The organism is Escherichia sp. Marseille-Q3837 (assembly GCF_916618735.1).
In the GTDB taxonomy this organism is placed as follows: Bacteria; Pseudomonadota; Gammaproteobacteria; order Enterobacterales; family Enterobacteriaceae; genus Escherichia; species Escherichia ruysiae.
Map to the genome: position 1 here is coordinate 3,791,585 of NZ_CAKAKC010000001.1, position 26,231 is coordinate 3,817,815.

At 51.2% G+C, this 26,231-nt stretch carries 20 protein-coding genes; 2 read left to right on the top strand and 18 right to left on the bottom strand.

What is annotated here, in order from left to right:
* Window positions 1–240 precede the first annotated feature (240 nt).
* From mukB to cmoM, 4 genes are read right to left on the bottom strand one after another with little or no spacing between them, the layout of a single operon-like run.
* Window positions 241–4,701, bottom strand: coding sequence for a chromosome partition protein MukB (mukB, locus tag LG381_RS18415; protein ID WP_225762739.1), 4,461 nt, complete (start codon window positions 4,699–4,701; stop codon window positions 241–243).
* A complete protein-coding gene (gene mukE / locus LG381_RS18420) occupies window positions 4,701–5,405 on the bottom strand; it encodes a chromosome partition protein MukE (protein WP_010344468.1) in 705 nt (234 codons plus the stop codon). Before mukE ends, mukB begins: the two co-directional genes overlap by 1 nt.
* Entirely contained in the window at window positions 5,386–6,708 is a 1,323-nt protein-coding gene (gene mukF / locus LG381_RS18425; RefSeq protein ID WP_001288859.1) for a chromosome partition protein MukF, read from the bottom strand. The genes mukE and mukF overlap by 20 nt, the downstream gene beginning before the upstream one ends.
* Window positions 6,705–7,490, bottom strand: a complete 786-nt coding sequence (cmoM, locus tag LG381_RS18430; protein ID WP_010344470.1) for a tRNA uridine 5-oxyacetic acid(34) methyltransferase CmoM — start codon at window positions 7,488–7,490, stop codon at window positions 6,705–6,707. The genes mukF and cmoM overlap by 4 nt, the downstream gene beginning before the upstream one ends.
* A gap of 135 nt (window positions 7,491–7,625) precedes the next feature.
* Here cmoM and elyC point away from each other — a divergent pair, with 135 nt between their 5' ends.
* On the top strand, window positions 7,626–8,405 hold the full coding sequence (gene elyC, locus LG381_RS18435) for an envelope biogenesis factor ElyC (protein WP_000899558.1): 780 nt from the start codon (window positions 7,626–7,628) through the stop codon (window positions 8,403–8,405).
* On the opposite strand, the gene LG381_RS18440 is transcribed toward elyC, so the two are convergent.
* From LG381_RS18440 to LG381_RS18505, 14 genes are all read right to left on the bottom strand, one after another.
* Complete coding sequence (locus LG381_RS18440) at window positions 8,382–9,275, bottom strand: YcbJ family phosphotransferase (protein WP_000436930.1); 894 nt, start codon at window positions 9,273–9,275, stop codon at window positions 8,382–8,384. The two genes, elyC and LG381_RS18440, sit on opposite strands and share 24 nt — an antisense overlap.
* A gap of 152 nt (window positions 9,276–9,427) precedes the next feature.
* Window positions 9,428–10,174, bottom strand: a complete 747-nt coding sequence (gene kdsB, locus LG381_RS18445) for a 3-deoxy-manno-octulosonate cytidylyltransferase (RefSeq protein ID WP_000011598.1) — start codon at window positions 10,172–10,174, stop codon at window positions 9,428–9,430.
* Complete coding sequence (gene ycaR, locus LG381_RS18450; protein WP_000350069.1) at window positions 10,171–10,353, bottom strand: protein YcaR; 183 nt, start codon at window positions 10,351–10,353, stop codon at window positions 10,171–10,173. The genes kdsB and ycaR overlap by 4 nt, the downstream gene beginning before the upstream one ends.
* Window positions 10,354–10,404: 51 nt before the next feature.
* Window positions 10,405–11,637, bottom strand: a complete 1,233-nt coding sequence (gene ycaQ / locus LG381_RS18455; protein ID WP_032225488.1) for a crosslink repair DNA glycosylase YcaQ — start codon at window positions 11,635–11,637, stop codon at window positions 10,405–10,407.
* Window positions 11,638–11,672: 35 nt separating this feature from the next.
* Complete coding sequence (gene lpxK, locus LG381_RS18460; RefSeq protein WP_000570520.1) at window positions 11,673–12,659, bottom strand: tetraacyldisaccharide 4'-kinase; 987 nt, start codon at window positions 12,657–12,659, stop codon at window positions 11,673–11,675.
* Complete coding sequence (msbA, locus tag LG381_RS18465; RefSeq protein WP_000551251.1) at window positions 12,656–14,404, bottom strand: lipid A ABC transporter ATP-binding protein/permease MsbA; 1,749 nt, start codon at window positions 14,402–14,404, stop codon at window positions 12,656–12,658. The genes lpxK and msbA overlap by 4 nt, the downstream gene beginning before the upstream one ends.
* A gap of 36 nt (window positions 14,405–14,440) precedes the next feature.
* A complete protein-coding gene (locus LG381_RS18470) occupies window positions 14,441–16,705 on the bottom strand; it encodes a ComEC family protein (RefSeq protein WP_225762740.1) in 2,265 nt (754 codons plus the stop codon).
* A 206-nt stretch (window positions 16,706–16,911) separates the two neighbouring features.
* Window positions 16,912–17,196, bottom strand: coding sequence for an integration host factor subunit beta (ihfB, locus tag LG381_RS18475; RefSeq protein WP_000167336.1), 285 nt, complete (start codon window positions 17,194–17,196; stop codon window positions 16,912–16,914).
* A 159-nt stretch (window positions 17,197–17,355) separates the two neighbouring features.
* Entirely contained in the window at window positions 17,356–19,029 is a 1,674-nt protein-coding gene (gene rpsA / locus LG381_RS18480) for a 30S ribosomal protein S1 (protein WP_000140327.1), read from the bottom strand.
* A gap of 110 nt (window positions 19,030–19,139) precedes the next feature.
* Entirely contained in the window at window positions 19,140–19,823 is a 684-nt protein-coding gene (cmk, locus tag LG381_RS18485; RefSeq protein WP_137325375.1) for a (d)CMP kinase, read from the bottom strand.
* A gap of 172 nt (window positions 19,824–19,995) precedes the next feature.
* Complete coding sequence (ycaL, locus tag LG381_RS18490; protein ID WP_225762741.1) at window positions 19,996–20,760, bottom strand: metallopeptidase YcaL; 765 nt, start codon at window positions 20,758–20,760, stop codon at window positions 19,996–19,998.
* Window positions 20,761–20,928: 168 nt separating this feature from the next.
* Entirely contained in the window at window positions 20,929–22,212 is a 1,284-nt protein-coding gene (aroA, locus tag LG381_RS18495; RefSeq protein WP_085460584.1) for a 3-phosphoshikimate 1-carboxyvinyltransferase, read from the bottom strand.
* A 70-nt stretch (window positions 22,213–22,282) separates the two neighbouring features.
* A complete protein-coding gene (gene serC / locus LG381_RS18500; RefSeq protein WP_000057144.1) occupies window positions 22,283–23,371 on the bottom strand; it encodes a 3-phosphoserine/phosphohydroxythreonine transaminase in 1,089 nt (362 codons plus the stop codon).
* 197 nt (window positions 23,372–23,568) lie between these two features.
* Window positions 23,569–24,261 carry a DUF421 domain-containing protein gene (locus LG381_RS18505; protein WP_225762742.1) on the bottom strand — a complete coding sequence of 231 codons (693 nt, stop codon included), beginning with the start codon at window positions 24,259–24,261 and terminating at the stop codon, window positions 23,569–23,571.
* A gap of 129 nt (window positions 24,262–24,390) precedes the next feature.
* Between LG381_RS18505 and ycaO the strand changes: the two genes are divergently transcribed.
* The gene (ycaO, locus tag LG381_RS18510) at window positions 24,391–26,151 is read left to right on the top strand and encodes a 30S ribosomal protein S12 methylthiotransferase accessory factor YcaO (RefSeq protein WP_105281410.1); all 1,761 of its coding nucleotides are present in this window, start codon (window positions 24,391–24,393) and stop codon (window positions 26,149–26,151) included.
* Window positions 26,152–26,231: the final 80 nt, after the last annotated feature.

Sequence of the window (26,231 nt, forward strand, 5' to 3'; positions counted from 1 at the left end):
TTTATCATACTTTGAATAGCCAGGCTGCTTTTCTCTACTTGCCTGTACAACGCCAATACTCACGAAAGTATGACGAGCAAGCCTGTTACTTATCAGGCTTACCTTCAGTATATAAACACCGATACGTTTTTACACAACCTAATGTAAAGAAGTTTAAAGAAAAGCGCGCCGTAATGCGGCATTTTTTTAGTGCAGAAACGGAGTTTTCTGAAAAAAGGCGACATCGCTGCCGCCTTAATCTTAACTTGCCTGGGAAGACGCTTCGTCAGCCCCTGGAAGCGTTTCTGGAAGCTGCGGCGCAAAGCCACGTAAACCAACCACATGAACGTGCTCGGTATTCTGGAATACCTTACGCACCAGTTTGTAGGTGGTGCCTTTCTCCGGGCTAATATTTTCTGGCGCCGCGATGATGAGCTGCATTTGCAAACGCTCACACAATTCAAACAGCGTGGCGATAGAACGAGCATCCAGTCGCGCTGCTTCATCGAGGAACAGCAGGCGGCAAGGAGAAATGTCTTTACCGCGCAGTCGGCGTGATTCATCTTCCCAGCTCTGTACCACCATCACCAGAATCGACATACCTGTACCAATTGCTTCACCGGTAGATAGTGCGCCCGATTCCGCACGCAACCAGCCATCGGAACCACGGTTAACCTCAACTTCCATCTCCAGGTAGTTGCGGTAATCCAGCAGTTCTTCACCAATGGTCTGCGGTGTGCGCTGGCCCATATCAATCTGCGGGTTAAGACGCTGATACAGTTTCGCCAGGGCTTCCGAGAAGGTCAGACGGTTGCTGTTAAATAGATCCTGATGTTGTTCATGCTGTTCAGAAAGGACATCCAGCAGCATGGCGTGAGTTTCACGCACGTTCACGTTCAGACGCACGCTGTTCACCTGACCGAACGAAACGTTCTGCAATCCCTGGTTGAGCATACGGATGCGGTTCTGCTCGCGCTGAATGGTTTTACGAATGATGTTTGCCACGCTGCGAGAACTGATCGCCAGTTTCTGTTCGCGGGAAGTTAACTCTTCGGTCAGACGGCTAAGTTCGATTTCCATCTGCTCGATAGCTTCAACCGGATCATCGGTACGAATAATATCCTGACGAATACGTTCACGCAGATGCTGGTAAACCGCCACGAAGAACTGAATTTTACGTTCCGGACGTTTTGGATCTTCCGACATACGCAGCACGTCGCGTAGATGTTCGTTATCCGCTACCGCCAGACGCAGCGCACCTAACGCCTTATCCGACATGGAACGCAAATCATCAGCGGAGAGATAAGCCAGCTCGCGACGGTGCAAGCGACGCTCAACACCGTTATCTTTCACCATGCGCATGACTGCACACCAGCCCGCTTTAGCGGTCACCACCTGCTCGCGCATCTCAAAGTAATCACGTTCCAGCTTGCGCAGTTTGCGGGTCAGGTTGTCCATCTCCGCTTCGCAGAAGGTAAGTGCTTTTTCCAGTTGGTTGCGACGAGAACGGTTATTGCTCAGTTGCGCATGTAGTTCGTCACGGCGAATGCGCGCCCGTTCTTCTGCCCCGCTATCGGCACGCACACCGATATCCTGCAATTCGCGTTGCAGATCGTTAAGCAGCTCTTTTTTGGTGTCGTAAGAACTTTTCAGCGAGGCCAGTACCTGGTTGTACTGGCTCAACTGCGCTGCATGACCACGCAACGCTTCACGAGCGCGGGTACGTTCCGCCTCTGCCTGCTCCAGACGTTCACGCAGTTTTTCGTTGAGATCGCTGTTACCGCTGAGCATTTCTGCCGAGTCGGAGTAGCTAAAGTGCGCACGACGCTGCACAACTTCAGTCAGGGCAAATGCCTGCTGACGGGCATCGCGCTGCATCTGCTGGGAGTACGCGTAATCTTCTTTTAACTGTTCGAATTGTTCAGGGTCGTTCTGCAATACTGAAACCATCGGCTCCAGTTTCGCCAGTTGATTACCGAACTGCTGAACAAAACGCGCGGCTTCCTGGGCTTCATCCAGACGTTCGCGGATTTCATCGACGCGATCTGCCAGGCTGTCATCAGCCAGCAGGTTGAGACGCGGCAGAATGCGGTTCAGCGCGGTAACGCCCTCTTTCGCCTGCTCAAACTGAATACGTTGCTGCTGGTTATCATTTTCATGATTACTCAACGCCCGCTCCAGTTCGACGCGACGGCTGTTGAGTTGGCGGATTTCGGCTTCCGGATCGGACTCAAACGCCACCGCCAGATGGCTGCCGATAAAGCGGCTAAATGCCTGATGCAAACGCTGGGTTTTCTGTACATCAAAGGAGAGCGTAGCAAAACGTTCAGAGAGCACTTCACGCTCAGCATGAAGGCTTTCAATGCGGCTTTCGCGCGCCGCACGACCAAACAGAGGAACTTCCGGGAAGCGAGAGTAACGCCACTGACGGTCGGCAACTTTCACCACTACCGCTTTTTCCAGCTCATCAACGCTGAACACACTGTCATCGAACGACTGCGGATCACCTTCGATCAGATAGAGATCTTCCGGGCAATCGGTTAAACCTTCCAGTTGTTCGGCAATCTGCGACAGATCCGGCACGACGATCGCGTGACGAGACGGGCCATAGAGTGCAGAGAAGTACGGCGCATCTTCAAGGCTAACGTCGTCATAAATTTCTGACAGCAGCACGCCACCAAAACGTTCTGCCAGCGCATTCAGGCGGTGATCTTCAGAGCCGCCCGGCTGGCTTAAACGCTCAATCTCTTCGTCAACGGCGTTTTTGCGTGCCCCCACTTCGTCACGTTCAACAATCGCTTCGCGCTCACGCTCCAGCAACTGTTGCATGTATTCAGTGACGTCCTGGCTGGAAGTGAACTCTTCACCGCACTGCTCACTCAACTGATTGAGGCTGTTTTGCGCCGCCAGCCAAACCGGCGCACGCTGCATCAGACTCTGAATGCGTGATTGTAGTTGTTCCTGTTCCTGACGCAGCGCCATGCGCTCTTCACGGGCGTTAGACACGCTGTCAGAAAGAGAGGCAATGCGCGCTTCCAGCTCCTGATGCAGGGCTTCCAGTTCGTCGATATCGAAATTCTTGCCCTGACGTTTGCAGAATTCTGCCAGCAGGCGTTCGGCTTCTTGCTGCTCGCGCAGACGCTGTTCCAGTTCGCTTAAGCGCATCCGCAGCGGCTGAACCTGTTCTGCCAGGTGGCGCTGATCGACCCCTTCGCGCAGCAGTTCGCGGGCGACCTCCCACGCTTCGTTACGCGCCAGCGGACCGTTGATTGCTACTACCAATTGATAAGCCTGCTCAAACTGGCTGTGCGCGGTTTGCGCCATGCTCATTTTCTGCTCAAGAGAGAGCATTTTTTCGGTCGCTTCCAGCTCTTTCGCCTGGAAGGTTTCCAGCCATTCGGCGGCGCTGTCGGCGGTTAAGTCCGGCAGATGACACAATTCTTTGGCACGATTAAGCGCAGCAATCGCCTGGTTGTACTGGATCGCGCGCGTTTGCTGGACGTCCAGCGCCTGCTGGTAGTCAGCAAGCTGGCTTTTCAGCTCATCCACTTCCAGTTCGGCGGCTTCCGCACGCGCTTCGTTCTCTTCCTGGCGCTCGATGGCTTCTGCCACCACTTCGTTTTGCTCTTCCAGACGGATCTGCAGCTCATCGAGATCCGCTTCGTAACGTTCGATCTTTTCCTGCTGACGCAGTGCAGTCTGCACCAGGTTCAGGTGATCGCTGGCCGCCTGATAATCCGCTTCCAGATCGCCTTCGGCACCGTTGTGCTCTGCCAGCTCACGCGCCATATCGACGTGTTTGTACTGCTCCGCCGCCAGTTGCTGACGCGAAGTGTGTAGCTCACGACGAAACTCCAGAGCTTTGTCGAGATGGACACGGCGCTCGTTAGCGTGACGCATGTAGTCTGCCGCCACGTAGTTGGTGGCTTCGCTAATCAGATGCTTGAACAAGTCACGGTCAGACTGGGTGACACGAATCGCTTCCAGCGTCATGCGGTTTTCACGCAGCGCCGCTTCCATGTCCTGGAACGCTTTACGCACACCGCTGTTTTCTGGCAGCAGGTAGTCGCGCAGAGAACGGGTAATGGCGCTGGAAATACCGCCGTACAGCGAGGCTTCGATCAGACGATAGAATTTACTACGATCAGAAGCAGAACGCAGACGACGCGCGATGATGCCCAGATCGAACATCAGCGAATGGTAATCGGTGATGGAGTTGAACTGCTTAAACTGCACGCCTTCCATCGCTTCGAGTTTGTCTTTCAGCTCGTTAAGCGGCAGCACGCGCGCCTGACGTTCGTTCAGGGTTTCGGTCACCAGTTGCGTCGGCTGCACCGACATCGGCAGCCCCTGAATGGCAAACGGTTTGATATCAACTTTACGATCGCGCCCGGCAACCTGTTGTAGACGCACACCAACCACCACGCGCTGGTGGCGCGAGTTGATGGTGTCGAGCATTGAATAACAGACACCCGCTTTTAACTTACCGTGCAGGCCTTTATCGCGCGAACCGCTGGTGGCTCCGGCTTCCGTGGTGTTACGAAAGTGCAATAAGGTCAGGTCGGGGATAAGCGCCGTAACGAACGCCGCCATGGTGGTTGATTTACCCGCACCATTACCGCCGGAAAGCGTCGTGACCAGCTCATCAAGGTCAAAGGTACGGGCAAAAAAGCCATTCCAGTTAATCAGCGTCAGTGAGCGAAATTTACCGCGTTCAATCATTATTCTTCCTCTCCGCTATCTGGCTGATTCTCTTCAGTTTCGTCGTTGAGTTGCAGGTGGTTTTCCAGCGACATAGCTTCACCATCGCGAATCAGGCGACGCTGGGCTTCGCGCGGATCGTCGCCCGCACGGACATCCGCACCGAAACGGAACACCGATTCAGTAATGCGGAACTTGCTGCTGTCGTGCCCCATAAACCACACCATGCCTAAGCGGCGCAGACGGTTGAGCGAAGAGCGTACTTTTTCCTGCAACTTCTGGCGATCCACGTCCGAACCGGTAGAACGGTTGTTTACCAGTTTCAGCAGTTTCGCTTCATCAGCCAGGGTGAGCAGTTCATCATACAGTTCCTGCTGAGTAAAAATCCCCTCGTTCGCCAGCCGTTCCGGGCTGAGATAGAGATAACAGAGGATTTTCCCGACCATCATGTCCAGTTCCGACAATACGGAGCGCGGGATAATAGTGGTAGAACGTGGGCGCAAATAGAAAAAACCTTCCGGCGCGCGAATAAGCTCCACGTTATAACGTGCGTAAAACTCTTCCAGATATTCCTGAAAATCCATCAGGAATGCATGATTATCCAGTTCGTCGAGGCCAATATGACGGCCTGAACGTAAGGCGCTATCCAGCGCCGGAAATAACGGATTCGCCAGCGCCTGCGCCAGCTTAACCGGCATCACTTGTTCAATATTTGTCGATGACATGCGCCTGTACCTTGGCTCCGTAATCATTAATCGGCTGCCATTTCGCAGGCAGTCCGGTGAAATCTGCTTGCGCTACGCCGAGGCGTACCGCCTGATCAATAACAATACGCGCAACGTCAAAGTGACGCGCACGTGGATACTGCGCCAGATATTCGCGTACCACCAGACCAAGATCCAGCGGTACTTGTCTGGTTTTGTACACGGCGAGCTGTTCTTCGATGATCGCCGCCAGTTGTTCGCGGATCTCGTTGAACTCTTCGTACTCTAAATCTGGCGGAAGCTCCCCGGTCACTTCTTCGTCGCGCAGCGCCATCTCTTCGTCACGCATATCCAACAGACGATCGGCATTAGCGTAAGTCAGCGCCCACGGTTCATCAAAATAGGTTTGTACCGACTGACGTAACCGCTGAGCAAAGACGCGGTTTTTATCCATATCGATAGCAGTACGGATAAATTTGTGTACGTGGCGATCGTAGCCAATCCACAAGTCGATAGATTGCTGTCCCCAGCTGATAATACGATCGAGCTTACTTTGCAGATCGAACACCAGACTATCGACAAAATGCAGATCGTCATGCGTCATGGTCGCATCCTGGATGCGCAACAGGTTAGCCTGCAATTTGTCACCTGCCGCTTCCAGCGTATCCTGCAATTCACGCAGCGTACCGGAGGTTTCTGAAAGCAACAATTCGCAGCTGGAGATCGCCGCGCGCCAGTCTTTATTCAGCAACTGAGCGATGTCATCTTTCACCTGCTGCTGCTGCTCATCCATCAGACGTTGCGTTAGATCGATGCTGTCGAAAATTTCTGCTACCGAATATTTCAGCGGAGCATAGACATTGCGGTGCCAGTGAAACTCATCGCCGCCCTCTTCTGCCGCGTCCGCCGCACGCTTCAGTTCGCCTGCAACGATCGACAACTGCATAGAAAGACGTAGCGTAGAAAACTCACGCTGACGGATGTAGTAGTCAGTAATGCCTATGCCGAGCGGCGTCAGACGATATATAGCATTCCCTTCCGCCTGCTCACTGGTAAAGCGGTTCAGCAGACGTTGACGCACCATGTCGTTGATCGCGTTGTTGGCGCGCACGCCGATGGTTTCGCTGGTTTGCTCAAACGCATCACTCACATGGCGGAATGCATCCACCAGCTCGCCTTCACTCATCTCACCATCCAGACGCTCGCCATTCAGCGTGGCAACCGCCAGCAGAAAAGAGAGTCGGTCTACCGGCAGCGAGATGGAGAAGTCATTTTTTCTGGCCCAGGCAACCAGTTCGGGGACTGTCTGGGAAAATTCACTCATACTTTATCCTTGCTCTGCGGTTTGCGCGCGGTGACATGAATATAACGCCCCAGGCTGATATACGGTTCCTGACGGCAATAACGCGTTTCTAATTCAAGTAATGCTTCGTAGCAGTCGCGCTGCTGGTGCTTTTCACGCAGATAATCATGAAACACGCGAACGCCGGTTTTACCCATAATTTGCCAGCCAGCTTCTTCCAGCCACTGATATACCTGCGCCGGGTCGCGTGGATAGTCTGGCGAAAGCGTCCGTTTTTTCTTTTTCGGCATTCCCGCCTGCACGTAATCAAAATTCCCTGCGACCATGTTATGCATCAGCAAGCCATGCGCATTGTAGAACATTAATGACAACACGCCGCCTGGGCGCAACACTGACCACAACGTTTGCAATACGCTGCGGGGATCAGCCACCCATTCCAGCACCGCATGGAACAATATCAGATCAACGGGCGTTTCCAAATGCGAAGCAACGTCCTGAGCGGCGCAATGTATAAATTGCATGTTGTCGCTCACACCTTTAGCGTCTGCCGCCTGCTTTGCGCGGTCGATCATCTGGGCGGAGAGATCGCATAAAATGACCTGATGCCCTCGTTCGGCCATTTTGATCGCGGTCTGTCCTTCTCCACCACCGGCATCCAGCACACGCAGTTTTTGCGGTTCCATATCCACCAGCACACGATCGAGATCCTGCCACAGAATAGCCTGTCGAAGCTGTCCTTTGGTGGTGCCGTAAATGTTACGGGAAAACTTTTCCGCAATGTCATCAAAATTGCGATCCTGCATTGCTTTCTCCACCGGTTGGCTAAGACGTTTTCTGATAAAGGCGCTATTTTGTCACAGCCACGGCGAGAATGAACCCGTCTGGTGTAATATCACTGTCGATCCCTCGCTATATGGTTAAAAAAGGAACCAGAAAGGATGCTTTTTACACTGAAAAAAGTGATTGGCGGTATGCTGCTGCCGCTTCCGCTAATGTTGTTGATTATCGGTGTGGGTCTGGTGCTACTGTGGTTTAGCCGTTTTCAAAAAACTGGAAAGATATTTATTAGCGCAGGATGGTTGGCGCTTTTGTTATTAAGTTTGCAACCGGTAGCCGACCGCCTGCTGCGTCCCATCGAAAGCACTTATCCGACATGGAATAATGCACAAAAAGTGGACTATATCGTGGTGCTCGGAGGTGGTTATACCTGGAACCCGCAGTGGGCACCAAGTTCAAATTTAATCAATAATAGTTTGCCGCGTCTGAATGAAGGTATTCGTTTATGGCGCGAGAATCCGGGATCAAAACTGATCTTCACGGGAGGCGTAGCAAAAACCAATACGGTGAGTACAGCGGAAGTAGGTGCCAGAGTGGCGCAATCGCTGGGCGTGCCGCGTGAACAAATTATTACGCTGGATTTGCCAAAAGATACCGAAGAAGAAGCAGCCGCAGTGAAACAGGCCATTGGTGACGCCCCTTTCCTGCTGGTGACATCTGCGTCTCATTTGCCGCGCGCGATGATCTTTTTCCAGCAGGAAGGCCTGAATCCGCTGCCAGCCCCGGCGAATCAGCTGGCAATCGACTCGCCGCTTAATCCGTGGGAACGGGCAATTCCCTCTCCGGTCTGGTTGATGCATAGCGACCGTGTAGGCTATGAAACGCTTGGTCGCATCTGGCAGTGGCTGAAAGGTTCGTCAGGCGAGCCAGGGAAGGAGTGATTTTGATGCCAGATCGAAGTTGCGCCGACTAAACCGTCCAGTATTGACCAGTTGCGCAACTTCATCCCATAACACATACAGCCAACGCCGCCAGATGAAAGACTCCGCCACTGGCGCGCGTTGCAGGTAACTCCAGAGTAAATCTTCTGCCAGAGTGTTATCCATCAACCGGAACAGCTCATACTCACGTGGCGCCCAAAGCATGAGGCCCGGCCCTACCATCGCCAGTAATTGATCGCTACGAGAATCTTTCAACATGCTGCGCAAACAGAAATTGCCATGAATCAGCACACAATTGTCGTTAAAGCCTTCAAATAAGGCCGGAAGACATTCGCGAGTGCGGAACAGGATACGCTTATCCTGCATCGTTAGTCCGGTGTTATGGAACTGATTGAGCGTGGTCCATAGCACTTCAACATGTTGCCGATACCAGGAGGGCCAGAAATTTTCCTGAGTGTTGTCGACTGCGCCGACGCAACCTCGACTGTCCTGTCGATGCCAGGCCAGCAGAGCTTCAACAATTTGCTCTTTCAGATGCTCCCAGCGTTCCGGTGTACGCGCGGGAGCTTCTACAGAAACACCACGCATCCGCTCCAGTAACAGGACATCGGGGCCAGGATGTTCTTCATGTGTCATCACGCCATAGATGGTTGGCATACGAACAGTCCCGCTGCGCGCCAGCATGGTGGTCTTCCATGCCAACTGGCGGGCTTGGCCTGGCGTACTAAAGCTTCTCGCCATTAACGGCATTGGGTTTCCCTGGCTGTCATACAAAGCCCACAACGCCGTATCCGCTTTTTCATTGACGCACTCAATACGACTGAGTTTTTCGCCCAGTAAATGGCTTAATTCGGCACGCAGCTGTTCCATTCAGATTACCCTCATAAAAGCTACTGCCTTCATAATGAGCGCCAATGTAAAAGATGTCACCTGAATGAGATCAATTGTTGAAAAGAAAAATGAGGAAAATCGTAACGGTACGACACTCCCCCCAAAATCAGGTGGAGTGTCGTGAAATCAGCTTAGAGCATTTCAGCGCGAACGCGCTCGAGATCTTCAGGGGTATCCACTCCTGTGCCAGGAACTTCCTGGGCAACAGCAACGTGGATTTTTTCGCCGTACCACAGTACGCGAAGCTGCTCTAACATTTCGATGTGTTCTAACGGACTTGGCTGCCAGGTGACGTAACGACGGATAAAGCCTGCACGGTAGCCATAAATACCAAGATGACGCAGGAAGTTATCACCAACGGTTTCCAGACCTTTTGCAAAACGGTCACGATCCCACGGAATGGTGGCTCGTGAGAAGTAAAGCGCATAACCTTCAGCGTCAAGCACCACTTTAACCGCATTCGGATTAAAGGCTTCTTCCGCACTGTGGATAGGTACAGCCAGAGTAGCCATGCCTACTTCACGCTGGGCGAGATTATCAGCAACCTGACGAATGATTGTCGCAGGGATCATTGGCTCATCGCCCTGCACATTAACAATCACCGTGTCGTCGCTGAACGCGCATTTTTCGACAACTTCCGCCAGGCGTTCGGTGCCTGACTGATGATCGGCGCGCGTCATGCACACTTCCCCTCCTGCCGCTTCAACAGCGCGGGCAACATCTTGATGATCGGTTGCGACAATGATGCGATCGGCTCCTGATTCGCGGGCGCGTTCAAGAACATGAACGATCATCGGCTTACCGTTAATATCGACCAACGGTTTACCAGGCAGACGCGTAGAAGCGTAGCGTGCAGGAATAATCACCACAAAACTCATGATTTACTCTCATCAGCAGTCAGCACGCGGGCTTCCGTTTCCAACAGCACAGGGATGCCATCGCGCAGCGGGAAAGCCAGGTTATCCAGTTTGCAAATCAGTTCTTGTTTTTCCTGGTTATACCAAAGTTTGCCGTTGCAAACCGGGCAGGCAACGATTTCAAGCAGACGATGATCCATAGTTCCTCCAGATGGATCGGGTTATGAATGCATAAATCTTATCATAATCATTTATGCCCAGGGGGCTATTTCCCAGCCTGTGCGGCAATCACTAAAGAGACCGTGTGGGCAGCGCCCTAATGTCACTCGCGTTGCCTGCTGCCAGCCAGCAAAATCGGTAATCGCCTGGCGTAATCCTTTTTGAAGAGAAGCAGTCAGTTTGATGCCATCCTGTAACCAAAGGGCGATAACTTCAAGGACGCCCGTCTGGCGATGCATTTTAGCATCCATTCGCCCGACTAATTGTCCACGATGCAGTAACGGCAGAACGAAATAGCCATACTGGCGTTTCGGTGCCGGCGTGTAGCATTCCAGCCGGTAGCTAAAATCAAAAAGCTGCTCTGCGCGTTTGCGATCCCAGACGACAGGGTCAAAGGGTGACAGTACAGTGCTATGCGTCGCGGTGAGTTTCCCCGCGAGAGCTGTTTCGAGAAGAGGCAACAAATCAATATGCAGCCAGAGTTGTCCTAACCTCTCCACATTTACGGGGATAATTTTCTGCTGTTCAGCACGCACATCACGCCAGGCAGCCAGCGCCGGGCGTTTAAGGCGATAGTAATCCGCCAGCCACTGTTCGCGGAATATTCCCAGGCTACGCGCACTGTTATCCAGCATAGTGATTTCTGCTTCTGTTTGCGAAACGAGGTCACACTTATCATCCCAGTGCGGCATGACGCGATGGGTTAAATCATAAATGCGCTGGAAATTACGCCTTTCAATCACCATAACCTTTCCAGCAGTAAACAGCCCTTCCAGATGGCGTTTATGCGGCTTCCACTCCCACCAACCGCTTGCCCCTTTGCGGGGATGAGCAAAATCGGCTGAACGTACGGGTCCGTTATCCTGAATGTACTGAAGTAACTGTTCAATTTCTTCTGCATGTTCCCGCATCCAGGCGTCTTGATATTTCCAGCCCATTTTTTCTGGCGCCAGCATCCGGTGGCGAATGAGATGAAAATCACTACGTGGCATAAAGCAGGCTTCATGCGCCCAGTATTCCATTAATTCGCCATGCGCCAGCGACTCGTCCAGCCACTGCGGAGGATAATTACCCAGACGACTAAAAAGCACTAAATAAGGGCTGCGAGCAACGATATTGATAGTGTCGATTTGCAGCAAGGACATGCGGGAGATAGCTGCCAGAATATCTTGCGGCAACGCGCGACGACGAGATTTTTTTAACAGACCTTGCGCAGCGAGATGAAGATTACGTGCATCAGCAAGAGAGATATACGGCAGCGTCATTCATGGCTCCATCAATTGAACGCTGCTGCTGCGAATTAGTTGCCAGAAGCCAGCGAGGAAAGTTGCGCGAGCAGTTTCTCTGGCTCAGCGCCCGAAAACTGTGCGTCAACGGGCAAATACCACCAATTTTCTTCTGCAAAGCCCCGGCATTTCACCGCATCTTTTTCAGTCATAACCAGTGTTTGCCCGGCACTTAACAATGCGCTGACATCTGCATGATTCAAAGACTGATGATCGGACAACGGCACACATTTTTCCGGTTGCACACCACACATCTTCAGCGTGGCAAAAAAGCGCGGCGGATGACCAATCCCCGCCATTGCCACCACATGTTCAAGCTGAGCAACGTCACAACGCGTACCGGTACGTAAATTCACCGCCTGACCCGGCAGCAGATGCATGGGGATTTCACCGCTGCGGGGGACACCGCCGTTGACGATTACCGCATCAACCGACTTTAAGCGCCCCGCTCGCTCACGCATTGGCCCCGCCGGCAACCACCAGCCATTGCCAAAGCGACGCACACCATCAATAACGACGATTTCCACATCACGCGCCAGACGATAATGCTGTAAACCGTCGTCGGTTACGATGAGCTGCACATCAGGATGTTGCGCCAGAATGGCTTTTACCGCATCAGAACGCACGGGAGAAACTGCAACAGGCGCGCCAGTACGCTGATAAATCAGCACCGGTTCATCACCCGCCTGTGCTGTGGTGGTCTCTGCCGACAATAACATCGGATACGACTCGGCCTTACCGCCATAGCCCCGGGATACAACACCAACACGAATACCACGTTTTTGCAGTTGTTCTACCAGCCAGACAACGACCGGGGTTTTCCCGTTGCCACCTGCGGTGAGATTACCGACCACCACAACTGGCACCGGGGCACGCCATGCGCGCTTCAGTTTTAGTTTATAGCAAAGACGGATAGCGCCACTCACCAGACCATACAACCAGGAGAGTGGCAGCAACAGCCGCCACAAAGGAGATTCACCAGACCAGATTTTTTCGATCATTGACCAAATTGCATTTTGTGAAGTTGCGCGTAGACACCACGGTGCTCAAGCAAATCGTTATGCGTGCCGCGTTCCACAATGACACCATCCTCAACGACCACAATTTCGTCTGCCTTTTCAATGGTAGACAAACGGTGAGCAATCACCAGTGAGGTACGGTTTTTCTGTAGCTCGTCAAGCGCCGCCTGAATCGCACGTTCGGATTCTGTATCCAGCGCCGAGGTGGCTTCATCAAGGATCAGAATCGGGCTGTCACGCAACAAAGCTCGAGCGATAGCGATACGCTGGCGCTGACCGCCAGAGAGCAACACGCCGTTTTCACCAATCACCGTATCAAGACCGTTATCCATCTTATTGATAAAGTCCATGGCATAAGCCATACGCGCCGCTTCTTCAATTTGCTCACGGCTGTACTGGTCTGTACGTGCGTAAGCAATGTTGTTGGCAACCGTATCGTTAAACAAATGGACATTCTGCGATACCAGTGCAACCTGGTTACGTAACGACGCCAGGGTATACTCGCGCAGATCGTGACCATCCATCAGGATCTCGCCTTCATCAATATCGTAGAAACGCGTGATCAAGCTGGCGATTGTTGATTTACCTGAACCAGAACGTCCGACCAGAGCGACCGTTTTCCCTGCCGGAATTTTTAGGTTGATGTTACGCAGAGCGGGAACTTCACGCCCCGGATAGGTAAAAGTGACATTGCGAAATTCGACGTCGCCGATTGCTCGTTCAATCTCGCGTTTACCTTCGTCTTTCTCCTGTTCACTATCCAGAATGGTAAACAGCGTCTGACAGGCCGCCATACCACGCTGGAATTGGGCGTTAACGTTGGTCAGCGATTTCAGCGGACGCATCAGTGCAATCATCGAAGAGAAGACAACGGTAATCGTACCTGCTGTCAGGCTATCCATTACACTTGGGAAGCTCGCTGCATACAGAACAAACGCCAGCGCCAAAGAGGCAATCAGCTGAATGATTGGGTCAGAGATAGAAGAGGCTGATACCATCTTCATTCCCTGCAAACGCATCTTGTTGCTGACCTTATCAAAACGCTTCGTTTCCACTTCCTGGCCGCCAAAAATCAGCACCTCTTTGTGGCCTTTCAGCATCTGTTCTGCACTGGTGGTCACCTGCCCCATGGTGTTCTGCATGTTTTTACTGATGCTGCGAAAACGCTTCGATACGATACGAATCGCAATCGAGACGATCGGCGCCAGCACAATCAAAATGATCGACAACTGCCAGCTGTAATAGAACATCATGGCGAACAGACCGATAATGGAAGCACCTTCACGCACCACCGTAATCAGCGCGCCGGAAGACGACGAAGCAACCTGTTCAGAATCGTAAGTAATACGTGAAAGCAGTGTCCCAGTTGACTGTTTGTCAAAAAATGACACCGGCATTCCCATCATGTGACCAAACAGGCGGCGACGCATAGTCATTACCACTTTTCCTGATACCCAGGAGATGCAGTAACTGGAAATATAACTGGTGATACCACGTAAAATCATCAGCCCAATAACCACCAGCGGCATCCACATCAGCACGGAGCGATCGGTTTTACCAAAGCCATCATCGAGAAGTGGCTTAAGGAGCGATAACATGAAGGTATCGCTGGCTGCGTTGAGAATTAACGCTATGCCCGCCACGATCAGACCCGCTTTAAAAGGCGCAATGGTTGGCCACAGTCGGCGGAATGTCTGCCACGTAGAGAGATCTTTGTCGTTATGCATTCAAAAAACCAGCATTTGTTGAAATAGCCGCATATTCTACCCGTTATCCACTGGCACGCCAAACCACTGATGATACCAACGAGGTAAAATTTGCTCTCTTAGGCTGCGTACCTGCCAGCCTTGCGCTGAAAAATCGACGGTTATTTGCCCCTGATGCGGGGTGTCAACCCATTGATATCCCTGAAGTTGATAGCGTCTCTTAACTTTACTGGAGGGTAGTCGCCATGCGTTATAGCGCGATGCCGATGCCAGTGCCACTTTTCCATTCACACGCTGAATTAATGGCAATGATGATGAGGTATTACTGCCATGATGGGGCACCTGAAGTAATGTTGCCTGCACGTGTTGCCAGTAACGACTTAGCATTTTTTGTTCAGCGAATGCTTCAATATCACCGGTTAAAAGAATGCTATACGTTCCGTCATCAACCTTAACCACACAGGAATGGTTATTTCCTTTATCGTTGCTACCTTGTAAAGGCCAGTGTGCGCTAAAACGTAATCCTTGCCACTGCCACGCTTCACCACGCATACAGGGCTGATGATGTTCCCAGTTTAAAGGACTTCTGACCCATAACGTCGGCCAGACACGTAATATCGAGTCCAGCCCTCCCCGATGATCCAGATGCTCATGACTCAGAATGACGCCTTCCGGTTCAAGGTTATGCCAGCGTAGCCAAGGGACAATCAGTTGTTGCCCGCTGTCACCTTCTGGCCAGGCGAGCCCCGTATCATAGAGAATCGCTTTGCCGTTTCGCGCAATTACCATTGCCAGCCCTTGCCCAACATCAAGCATGTACACTTGCCACTCGTCAGGTCGAGGTTTTTGCCACAGCGGCCAGCACATCAGCAAGCCCCCAGCCACACACATTGCTGGCAACGTTCGCCAGGCGTTTAATCGCCATACCACCAGTAAGAACCATGGGGAAAATAATAGCCATTGCCAACGTTCAGCAATGTTGATCCACCCTTCCGGCAAACTCTTTAACCCCCAGAAAAGTAAAGCCAAAGACCGGTCGGCAAGAAACCATAACCCTTGCTCCAGGATTAACGGCCCGCTTAAATGCACAACCATCGCGGCGAGGATCAACGGAACCGTGGTAAATGTCACCAAGGGAATTGCAAATAGATTTGCAATAAACGAGGTCAGACTAATGCCATGAAATATGACGATTTGCACGGGCATAAGCAGGAGTGTGATTCCCAGTTGCAAATGAATGAGGGAAACAACTGCACGCAATACCGGCGGCAGTTGCCACTCAGGACAGGGAAACCACTGATACCAAAAAATCAGTGCCGCGACCGCAGCGGCAGAGAGCCATAAACTTTGCGAGAGAATGGCAACAGGATCCATCAGCAAAATTGCCGCCAGACAACATATCCATACATCCCAGCCACTCCACTGTCGCCCACTTAACTTAAGCATTCCCCACGTAGCAAGCGCCACGATGGTACGCAGTGCCGGAGGTTGCATTCCCGTCAACCAGGCATAAAAAGCAGCACAGCAGGTTCCGCCAATTAATGGCATCTGCCAGTGGATCCAATGACCAGGGAGGAAAATTTGCCCAACGCGAATGAGCCCGGCTGCCAGCAACGCCGCAAAAGCGATGTGCAATCCCGATATAGCCATTAAATGCGCTGTACCAGTATTGCGCATAATATCTTTGATTTCTTTAGGCACAGATAACCGTTCACCCATACCTAAGCCAAGAATCACCGCTTTCCACAGATAAGGTTGCAGGGTCGTTTGCAAAGAGGCCAGATATTGCGCCCGCAGACTACACCCCGGTTCAATGATTCTTGCCTGAAGAAAACGCCCGGTTAGAGTCTGGTGCTGGGCAATAGCATAACGCTGGCTGTCAAAGCCGCCATCATTAAGCTGACCGTGAACCGCACGAACTCTGAGTTTCATTGACCATTGTTGTCCGGCACAAACCGCTTGTGGCAGATACTCGCCATACAGCACGATGCCTGGCGCAGGGAAAAGACGTCGACCTTGTAGATGGGTAATTTGAGCGTAATGAGTGGTCATGCCGTCAGTAGCAGTAATTTCGACAATTGCATCCTGCGTCGCGCCAGTTAAGGTTTCTCCTGCCCACAAAATTTGCTTTGCCGCCAATACGCCCCAAAGGAAAAACAGCAATGTTAGCGTGAAATAACGGACGGTTTTAACAGGGATAAATGCCAGTACGCAGGCGAAGAGAGTCAGAAACGCAAGGGTTAATGTCCCAGGCAATTGGGGCAAAATCAGCAACGGAAAAATTCCGCAAATTATGCATACGCCGACTGTCGTTATTTTCATGCACCCCTCCCTGTTTATGGAAAGTGTGCAACTTTGTTGAGCGGTTGTCTGGTGGGAATTTTGCGTTCCCCGAGGCACGTTCAGAAGAATTTAACGAAAGGGTGAAAACTGCTCAAAACTCTGCGAAGCAGCTTCCAGTTCCAGATTAGAGAAATGAAAAAAGCACCCGACAGGTGCTTTTCTCTCGTTCAAGTTTGAGTAAAAACTTAACCGTAAATATTGGCGCGATCGCGCAGTTCTTTACCAGGTTTAAAGTGAGGAACGTATTTTCCTTCCAGTTCTACTTTATCGCCAGTCTTCGGATTACGTCCGGTACGTGGTGCGCGGTAGTGCAAAGAGAAACTGCCGAAACCGCGGATTTCAATACGCTCGCCCTGCGCAAGAGTCGAGGCCATATGCTCCAGCATCTCTTTTACTGCATCTTCAACCGTCTTGGCGGGAATGTGCGATTGCTGGGTGGCAAGTCTTTCTATCAATTCTGACTTGGTCATGATTCCTCCGGTTCCTTAAAGGCAAATTAAGCGGCTGCTGTTGCTGCATTGATTAAGGGCGGCCGTAGCCGCCCTTAGTGCTTGATTACAGGACGAAACCTGCAATCTGTCAAGTAAACTCAACAAACTTCGGAATAAAAATCCCGAAGAGTCAGAGAATTACTCGCCTTTAGCTGCTTTGAAAGCTTCAGCCATTGCGTTGTTGGAGAAGTTTGCATCTTCCTGTTTGTTAACAGTTGCGATTGCATCTTTCTCGTCAGCTTCGTCTTTCGCACGAACAGACAGGCTGATTGCGCGGTTTTTACGATCAACGCCGGTGAATTTAGCTTCAACTTCGTCGCCAACGCTCAGAACCAGGGTAGCGTCTTCAACGCGGTCACGGGATGCTTCAGAAGCACGCAGGTAGCCTTCAACGCCGTCAGCCAGTTCTACGGTTGCGCCTTTAGCGTCAACTGCAGTTACTTTACCAGTTACGATAGCGCCTTTCTTGTTCAGAGCAACCCAGTTGTTGAACGGATCTTCTGCGAGCTGTTTAACGCCCAGGGAGATACGTTCACGTTCTGCGTCAACTTGCAGAACAACTGCAGCGATTTCGTCGCCTTTTTTGTATTCACGAACTGCTTCTTCGCCTGCAACGTTCCAGGAGATGTCAGACAGGTGAACCAGGCCGTCGATGCCGCCGTCCAGGCCGATGAAGATACCGAAGTCAGTGATAGACTTGATTTTACCTTCAACACGGTCGCCCTTGTTGTGGGTTTCCGCGAACTGCTGCCACGGGTTAGCTTTGCACTGTTTCAGACCCAGGGAGATACGACGACGTTCTTCGTCGATATCCAGAACCATAACTTCCACTACATCGCCAACGTTAACAACTTTGGACGGGTGGATGTTTTTGTTGGTCCAATCCATTTCGGAAACGTGTACCAGGCCTTCAACGCCTTCTTCGATTTCAACGAAGCAGCCGTAGTCGGTCAGGTTGGTCACGCGACCAGTCAGTTTAGTACCTTCCGGATAACGTTTAGCGATAGCTACCCACGGATCTTCGCCCAGCTGTTTCAGGCCCAGGGATACACGGGTACGTTCGCGGTCGAACTTCAGCACTTTAACAGTGATTTCGTCGCCCACGTTGACGATTTCGCTCGGATGCTTAACGCGTTTCCAGGCCATGTCAGTGATGTGCAGCAGGCCGTCAACGCCGCCCAGATCAACGAATGCACCGTAGTCAGTGAGGTTCTTAACGATACCTTTAACTTCCATGCCTTCCTGCAGGTTTTCCAGCAGCTGATCGCGCTCTGCGCTGTTTTCGGATTCGATAACGGCACGACGAGAAACAACAACGTTGTTGCGCTTCTGATCCAGCTTGATTACTTTGAATTCAAGCTCTTTGCCTTCCAGGTGCAGAGTGTCACGCACCGGACGAACGTCTACCAGAGAACCTGGCAGGAACGCACGAATACCGTTCAGCTCAACAGTGAAGCCGCCCTTAACTTTGCCGTTGATAACACCGGTAACAGTTTCAGCATCTTCGTAAGCTTTTTCCAGCGTGATCCAGGCTTCGTGACGTTTAGCTTTCTCACGGGACAGCAGAGTTTCACCGAAGCCGTCTTCTACTGCGTCCAGAGCAACGTCAACTTCGTCACCTACCTGGATTTCCAGCTCGCCCTGGGCGTTTTTGAACTGCTCAGCCGGGATGGCAGACTCAGATTTCAGACCAGCGTCAACCAGTACTACGTCTTTGTCGATAGCAACAACAACGCCACGAACGATAGAACCCGGGCGGGTTTCGATTTCTTTTAAGGACTCTTCAAAGAGTTGAGCAAAAGATTCAGTCATGTTTAATCTTCAGGTTTATATTTAACGTCCACCTGGCTCCGTGCCGGATGGGGTTGTTTAACATACCCGCTGTCATTCCATTGCAACGGGGGTACTGCAAATTCGGTCGCTTATGCGAGAACCAATTTTTGGCGCGCGTAGTGTAACGCTTTTTCAATTACTTGCTCAATGCTTAAGGTGGTGGAATCCAACACTAAAGCATCGGCTGCCGGAACCAGTGGCGCTACCGCTCGGTTACGATCGCGGTCATCGCGTTCTTTGATCTCGGCCAAAAGGCGTTCAAAGTTAACACTAAAGCCCTTCTCCTGCAACTGTAGCATTCGGCGATGCGCACGTTCTTCCGAAGAGGCGTCAAGGAATATTTTCACTGGCGCATCAGGGAATACCACTGTTCCCATGTCGCGGCCATCGGCAATCAGGCCCGGCAATTCGCGAAACGCACGTTGGCGACGCAATAATGCTTCACGAACACGGGGAAATGCGGCGACTTGTGAAGCGGCATTCGCCACTTCCTGAGTACGAATTTCACCGCTGACATCTTCCCCTTCGAGGATCACTTCCAGATTGCCATTGGTTGACACAAAACGTACATCCAGGTGGGATGCCAGCGGCACCAGAGCGTCTTCTGACGCCACATCAACATGGTGATGTAATGCCGCCAGCGCCAGTACGCGATAAATTGCACCCGAGTCCAGCAGATGCCATTGCAACGCTTCCGCCATAGCCTTACACAAGGTGCCTTTCCCTGCACCGCTTGGGCCATCAATGGTAATAACCGGGGCAATTGCCGTCATCTTTATCTCCTTAAAACAGGCGTACCGTTAACATAACCGCGCGCATTATACGCGTCGGCGCCACAAATCGTTAACGTTGTGTGCAAAAACCAGTTTTGTCTGTATTCAGATGGGGATTTATTGCGCAATTATAGCGGGCTGGCAGAAGACCAGCCCGAAAGATGACAATGATTTACTTACCAGAGGCGATACGATCACGGATGTGTTGCGCACGCTCTGTTGATGGTGGGTGAGAGTCAAACATGGACTGGGTACGACCGCCATCCAGGCTAGCCAGTTTTTCAAAGCTACCGACCAGTCCCTGGGTGCTGATGCCACGTTTCTTCAGCAGATCAAAGGAGAAATCATCTGCTTCAGACTCTTTATCGCGGGAGTATTTAGCATTGATAGCGCCTTCTGCGATATCACCTAATTGTGAACGGGAAAGCTGGGAAGCAACACCGCTGGTGGCGGAAATCGCATCACGTGCGGCAACAATCGCATAAGAGGCTTTCATTTCAGCCAGCGAGTGTCCCAATGCGACGTGGCCCAGTTCATGGCCCAGAACCCCTTCAATTTCGTTGTCGTTCATCATGTCCATCAGGCCACTGTAGACACGAACACAGCCGTTCGCCATCGCCCATGCGTTGACGTCGCTGGTCATATAAACCTTATAGTTGACCGGCGTGCCGTTAATATTGTTACCCAATGCTTTGGCGATTTTTGCCAGACGTTTACCGTACTTGCTGGATTTACTTGCGACTTGATTGCCGCTGTCCATTTCGGCACAGCCCTGATTGGCAATCACTTTTGCATCGGCATCGCTTAACGTTACAGCTTTATAGGCATTTAAACCGGAGCTGATGGCCAGATCGGTATTAATACCGTGCGTATTCTGACACCCCGTCAGCAATGCTGCAGAGGTCGCAATCGCCAGCAGTAATTTAGTATTCTTCATGTGAATCATCCGTTGATTAATCATATATAAATATTATGTATCAACAACTTACATTGACAGTTAACGCTACCATCAATAAAAATGGTTCACAATGTCCGAAAAAAAACGCCGACAATGTGTCGACGTTTTGATAAAGAAAGATTCGGATATTTATTGCCCATCGTTTATTCAGGCAGCCTGGCTAATCCGCGCCAGTTGCTCGAAATAATCCGGAAATGTTTTGGCCGTACATTTTGGGTCAAGAATTGTCACCGGCGTATCTGACAAGGCCACCAGCGAGAAACACATCGCCATCCGGTGATCGTTATAAGTGGCTATCTCGGCAAAGTTCAGTTTTTCCGGCGGCGTAATGCGAATGAAATCATGTCCCTCTTCTACTTCCGCACCGACTTTACGCAACTCTGTTGCCATCGCAAACAGGCGATCCGTCTCTTTTACGCGCCAGTTATAAATATTGCGCAGCGTGGTGGTGCCTTTCGCAAAAAGCGCCGTTGTAGCAATGGTCATCGCCGCATCGGGAATATGGTTCATATCCATATCGATGGCGTTCAGTTCACCATGCGTGCAGGAAATATAATCATCGCCCCAGCAAATGGTCGCGCCCATTTTTTCCAGCACATCAGCAAAGCGAATATCACCCTGCATACTGTTGCGTCCAATGCCGGTCACTTTTACAGTGCCGCCTTTGATTGCTGCTGCTGCCAGGAAGTAAGAAGCTGAAGATGCATCGCCTTCGACCAAATAAGTCCCCGGAGACTGATAAGACTGCCCGCCTTTTACGACAAATTGTTGATAGTGCTGATTTTCAATTTCAACACCAAACGTCTTCATCAGGTTGAGCGTGATGTCGATATAAGGTTTAGAAACCAGATCACCTTTAATACGAATAACCGTATCTTCCGACGCAAGCGGCGCGGTCATTAACAGTGCGGTGAGGAACTGGCTGGAAACGGAGCCATCGACTTCTACGTTGCCCCCCACAAAACCCCCCTGTAAACGCAGCGGTGGGTAATTCTCTTGTTCCAGGTAAGTAATTTTCGCCCCGCCCTGGAGCAGCGCATCCACCAGATGACCAATCGGGCGCTCTTTCATGCGAGGCTCACCCGTCAGGACAATATCATTGCTTCCCAGACAAAGTGCCGCCGCCAGCGGACGCATCGCTGTTCCCGCATTACCCAGGAACAACTCCAGCGCATTTTCCGCATGTAATGGACCGCCGTTACCGATGATTTCGCAGCGCGTACGATCGGCAGAAAGCGTATAGCTCACTCCCAATGCCTGCAACGCATTCAGCATATGACGAACATCATCGCTATCCAGCAGATTGGTTAATACTGTTTTGCCGTGTGCTAATGCCGCCAGCAATAAAGCGCGGTTAGAAACGCTCTTGGAACCAGGCAGATTAATAGTGCCATCGACACGGGCGATGGGGTGTAACGTCAGGGATTCCATGAACTCAACTCTCTACAACCGAAATAAAAACCCCACAGTCTGGCTGTGGGGATTAAGCAAATTTTAGGCATTAGCCATGACGACGTTCGAACTCAACCATGAAATCTGTCAAAGCTTTAACGCCTTCCAGCGGCATCGCGTTATAAATAGAAGCGCGCATTCCGCCGACTACACGGTGACCTTTCAGCGCATGAAGACCAGCGGCAAAAGACTCTTCGAGGAACAGCTTGTCAAGCGCACTATCTGCTAACTGGAACGGCACATTCATCCGCGAACGGTTAGCTTTCGCCACATCATTACGGTAGAAATCGCTGTTATCAATCACGCCATACAGCAGTTCTGCTTTTTGCTGATTGATATTATCCATTGCAGCCACGCCACCGTTCGCTTTTAGCCATTTGAAGACCAGGCCAGATAAATACCAGGCAAATGTTGGCGGCGTATTAAACATGGAGTCGTTATCGTTGAGGATGGAATAATCCAGAATCGACGGGCAGGCGATATTTGCTTTACCCAGCAAATCTTCGCGAACAATAACGATCGTCAGGCCAGCCGGGCCGATATTTTTCTGCGCGCCAGCGTAAATCACGCCATAACGGCTGACATCAATCGGGCGGGAAAGAATCGTTGAAGAAAAGTCGGCAGCGACCACCACATCTTTGCCGAAGTCTGGCGTTTCGTCGATGGCGATACCGTCGATGGTTTCATTCGGGCAGTAATGCATATAAGCAGCATTATCTGAGAGTTGCCATTCACGCATTGGCTTAACCGCGCGCAGGCCATCAACAGTCACTTTGGCGTCAAACACATTTGGCGTGCAGTATTTTTTCGCTTCTTTGATGGCGCTTGCCGCCCAGTAGCCGGCATCAACATAATCTGCGGTGGTTTTATCACCAAGAATATTCAGAGGTACAGCAGCAAACTGACCGCGACCGCCGCCGTGACAGAATAATACTTTGTAATTGGAGGGGACGTTAAGAAGATCGCGAAAATCCTTCTCGGCTTCCTCTGCAACCTGAATGAATTCTTTGCCACGGTGGCTCACTTCCATCACCGACGTGCCAAGACCGTTCCAGTCGCGCAGTTCCTGTTGAGCCTGTTTAAGCACCTCTGCCGGTAGCATTGCCGGACCAGAACTAAAATTGAAGATTTGAGCCATTTCCCCTCACCACGTTGCGTTGCTATTAACCCCGGTCAATCGATTGCGACCGCAGGTAATACGTTATTCCTGTGGCTATCGGTTTTATCATTCAGTGACACGCATCGCAATGGGTAAAACCGTTGAGAGCCAAAATGCGGTACGCGTCACACAATAGAAAATCTCGGATTATTGGAAAAAAACCGATATTTTTGCTGTCAGGTCACTCGTTTTGCCCGACTTGCCTTCGTCCATTCTGGATTTGCACAGCGCGGACATAATTGTTTTTCACCCGCCTTCATGTGAATGATTTCACTGCAACGGATGCAGGCATAGTCCGCCGACTCCGGCACCACTTTATAACGCTGGGTACAATCACTGGGTAAAATAAGTAACCCCGGCTTCACCTTGTCATCTTCAAAGAAATAGACGCTGATTTGCCCGTTGGTTTCGAGAATCGCCAGACGTACTTGCCCCAACTGCTCTACACCGCGCAATCGTAGCTCCATAAAGAACTCAAATTCCGTCATGTTGGAGTTATTGAGTTTCGACCAGGCCAGTTCGCCATCTTCAATAATGACAACCGGCTTGCCCTCCAGCAGATCTTCCAGTTTCTCACTGTGCGCCATCAGCCACATCACAAGGCGGTATAACAACGCCAGGGTAATGAAGACGATAAGCACCGGGATCATCGGCACATCGTCGTAAAACGCCACATCCCCTGCTGCCGACCCCAGTGTCAGAATGATTAACACTTCAAACAGCGACATTTGCCGCACTCCACGCCTACCTGTCATTTTAAGAAACAGAAAGACCAGTACAAAGGTATAGAGACTGCGTAGAGCGACTTCGCCAAGAAAATCCAGCGGCACTTTATCGAATGCCATACGGTGGAGATCGAACGCCTTCATTTTTATGCTCTTATCGTAATTTATCCGCTAAAAGCATAGTCAACAGTTCACCGGCGTGGCGGCGGTGATAGCGCCTTTGAGATAAAACCCGTATTATTGCGCGCTTTCCGTACGACTAAAGTGATTTTCATGACACAAACATTTATCCCCGGCAAAGATGCCGCCCTGGAAGATTCCATCGCTCGCTTCCAGCAAAAACTCTCCGACCTCGGTTTTCAGATTGAAGAAGCTTCCTGGCTGAATCCGGTGCCTAACGTCTGGTCTGTACATATTCGCGACAAAGAGTGCGCGCTGTGTTTTACCAACGGTAAAGGCGCAACCAAAAAAGCGGCGCTGGCTTCTGCTCTGGGTGAATATTTCGAGCGTCTCTCAACCAACTACTTTTTTGCTGATTTCTGGCTGGGCGAAACTATCGCCAACGGTCCGTTCGTCCATTATCCCAACGAAAAATGGTTTCCACTAACCGAAAACGACGATGTGCCGGAAGGCCTGCTTGATGACCGTCTGCGCGCATTTTACGACCCGGAAAATGAATTGACCGGCAGTATGCTGATTGATCTGCAATCAGGTAATGACGATCGCGGTATATGTGGCCTGCCGTTTACGCGCCAGTCTGACAATCAGACCGTCTATATTCCGATGAATATTATCGGTAACCTGTACGTTTCCAATGGTATGTCCGCTGGCAATACCCGCAACGAGGCGCGCGTTCAGGGGTTGTCCGAAGTTTTCGAACGCTACGTGAAAAACCGCATTATTGCTGAAAGCATCAGCTTGCCGGAGATCCCGGCAGAGGTACTTGCGCGTTATCCGGCTGTAGTTGAAGCGATCGAAACACTGGAAGCGGAAGGTTTCCCAATCTTTGCTTATGACGGCTCGCTTGGCGGTCAGTATCCAGTGATCTGCGTCGTACTGTTCAACCCGACCAATGGCACTTGTTTTGCCTCCTTCGGCGCGCATCCTGATTTTGGCGTTGCACTGGAACGTACCGTGACCGAGCTGCTGCAGGGTCGTGGCCTGAAAGATCTGGATGTGTTTACTCCGCCGACCTTCGATGATGAAGAAGTCGCCGAACATACTAACCTCGAAACGCACTTTATCGATTCCAGCGGTTTGATCTCCTGGGATCTTTTCAAACAAGATGCCGATTATCCGTTTGTGGACTGGAATTTCTCTGGCACCACTGAAGAAGAGTTTGCCACGCTGATGGCTATCTTCAACAAAGAGGATAAAGAAGTTTATATTGCCGATTACGAGCATCTGGGCGTTTATGCTTGCCGCATTATCGTGCCGGGTATGTCCGATATTTATCCGGCGGAAGATCTGTGGCTGGCAAATAACAGTATGGGCAGCCATTTACGTGAAACGATTCTTTCGTTGCCAGGCAGTGAGTGGGAAAAAGAAGATTACCTTAACCTCATCGAACAACTGGATGAAGAAGGTTTTGATGACTTTACCCGCGTGCGTGAGCTGTTAGGTCTGGCGACCGGGTCAGATAACGGTTGGTATACCCTGCGTATCGGTGAATTAAAAGCAATGCTGGCACTGGCTGGCGGCGATCTGGAACAAGCTCTGGTCTGGACTGAATGGACGATGGAATTTAACTCATCGGTGTTCAGTCCGGAACGCGCCAACTATTATCGCTGCCTGCAAACATTGTTATTACTGGCGCAGGAAGAAGATCGCCAGCCGCTGCAATATCTGAATGCCTTCGTTCGTATGTACGGCGCAGACGCGGTAGAAGCGGCCAGTGCGGCAATGAGTGGCGAAGCGGCGTTTTATGGCCTGCAACCGGTAGATAACGATCTACACGCGTTTGCTGCGCATCAGTCGCTGTTAAAAGCCTACGAAAAGCTGCAGCGTGCCAAAGCGGCATTCTGGGCAAAATAAAATCAAATAGCCTACGCAATGTAGGCTTAATGATTCGGCTGAGTTATATTACGGGGCGTTTTTTTAATGCCCCGCTTTAC

What these genes read in the sequence shown, in the direction of transcription:
- mukB (WP_225762739.1), bottom strand. Translation starts at nt 4,701, where the DNA reads ATGATTGAACGCGGTAAATTTCGCTCACTGACGCTGATTAACTGGAAT.
- mukE (WP_010344468.1), bottom strand. Translation starts at nt 5,405, where the DNA reads ATGTCATCGACAAATATTGAACAAGTGATGCCGGTTAAGCTGGCGCAG.
- mukF (WP_001288859.1), bottom strand. Translation starts at nt 6,708, where the DNA reads ATGAGTGAATTTTCCCAGACAGTCCCCGAACTGGTTGCCTGGGCCAGA.
- cmoM (WP_010344470.1), bottom strand. Translation starts at nt 7,490, where the DNA reads ATGCAGGATCGCAATTTTGATGACATTGCGGAAAAGTTTTCCCGTAAC.
- elyC (WP_000899558.1), top strand. Translation starts at nt 7,626, where the DNA reads ATGCTTTTTACACTGAAAAAAGTGATTGGCGGTATGCTGCTGCCGCTT.
- LG381_RS18440 (WP_000436930.1), bottom strand. Translation starts at nt 9,275, where the DNA reads ATGGAACAGCTGCGTGCCGAATTAAGCCATTTACTGGGCGAAAAACTC.
- kdsB (WP_000011598.1), bottom strand. Translation starts at nt 10,174, where the DNA reads ATGAGTTTTGTGGTGATTATTCCTGCACGCTACGCTTCTACGCGTCTG.
- ycaR (WP_000350069.1), bottom strand. Translation starts at nt 10,353, where the DNA reads ATGGATCATCGTCTGCTTGAAATCGTTGCCTGCCCGGTTTGCAACGGC.
- ycaQ (WP_032225488.1), bottom strand. Translation starts at nt 11,637, where the DNA reads ATGACGCTGCCGTATATCTCTCTTGCTGATGCACGTAATCTTCATCTC.
- lpxK (WP_000570520.1), bottom strand. Translation starts at nt 12,659, where the DNA reads ATGATCGAAAAAATCTGGTCTGGTGAATCTCCTTTGTGGCGGCTGTTG.
- msbA (WP_000551251.1), bottom strand. Translation starts at nt 14,404, where the DNA reads ATGCATAACGACAAAGATCTCTCTACGTGGCAGACATTCCGCCGACTG.
- LG381_RS18470 (WP_225762740.1), bottom strand. Translation starts at nt 16,705, where the DNA reads ATGAAAATAACGACAGTCGGCGTATGCATAATTTGCGGAATTTTTCCG.
- ihfB (WP_000167336.1), bottom strand. Translation starts at nt 17,196, where the DNA reads ATGACCAAGTCAGAATTGATAGAAAGACTTGCCACCCAGCAATCGCAC.
- rpsA (WP_000140327.1), bottom strand. Translation starts at nt 19,029, where the DNA reads ATGACTGAATCTTTTGCTCAACTCTTTGAAGAGTCCTTAAAAGAAATC.
- cmk (WP_137325375.1), bottom strand. Translation starts at nt 19,823, where the DNA reads ATGACGGCAATTGCCCCGGTTATTACCATTGATGGCCCAAGCGGTGCA.
- ycaL (WP_225762741.1), bottom strand. Translation starts at nt 20,760, where the DNA reads ATGAAGAATACTAAATTACTGCTGGCGATTGCGACCTCTGCAGCATTG.
- aroA (WP_085460584.1), bottom strand. Translation starts at nt 22,212, where the DNA reads ATGGAATCCCTGACGTTACACCCCATCGCCCGTGTCGATGGCACTATT.
- serC (WP_000057144.1), bottom strand. Translation starts at nt 23,371, where the DNA reads ATGGCTCAAATCTTCAATTTTAGTTCTGGTCCGGCAATGCTACCGGCA.
- LG381_RS18505 (WP_225762742.1), bottom strand. Translation starts at nt 24,261, where the DNA reads ATGAAGGCGTTCGATCTCCACCGTATGGCATTCGATAAAGTGCCGCTG.
- ycaO (WP_105281410.1), top strand. Translation starts at nt 24,391, where the DNA reads ATGACACAAACATTTATCCCCGGCAAAGATGCCGCCCTGGAAGATTCC.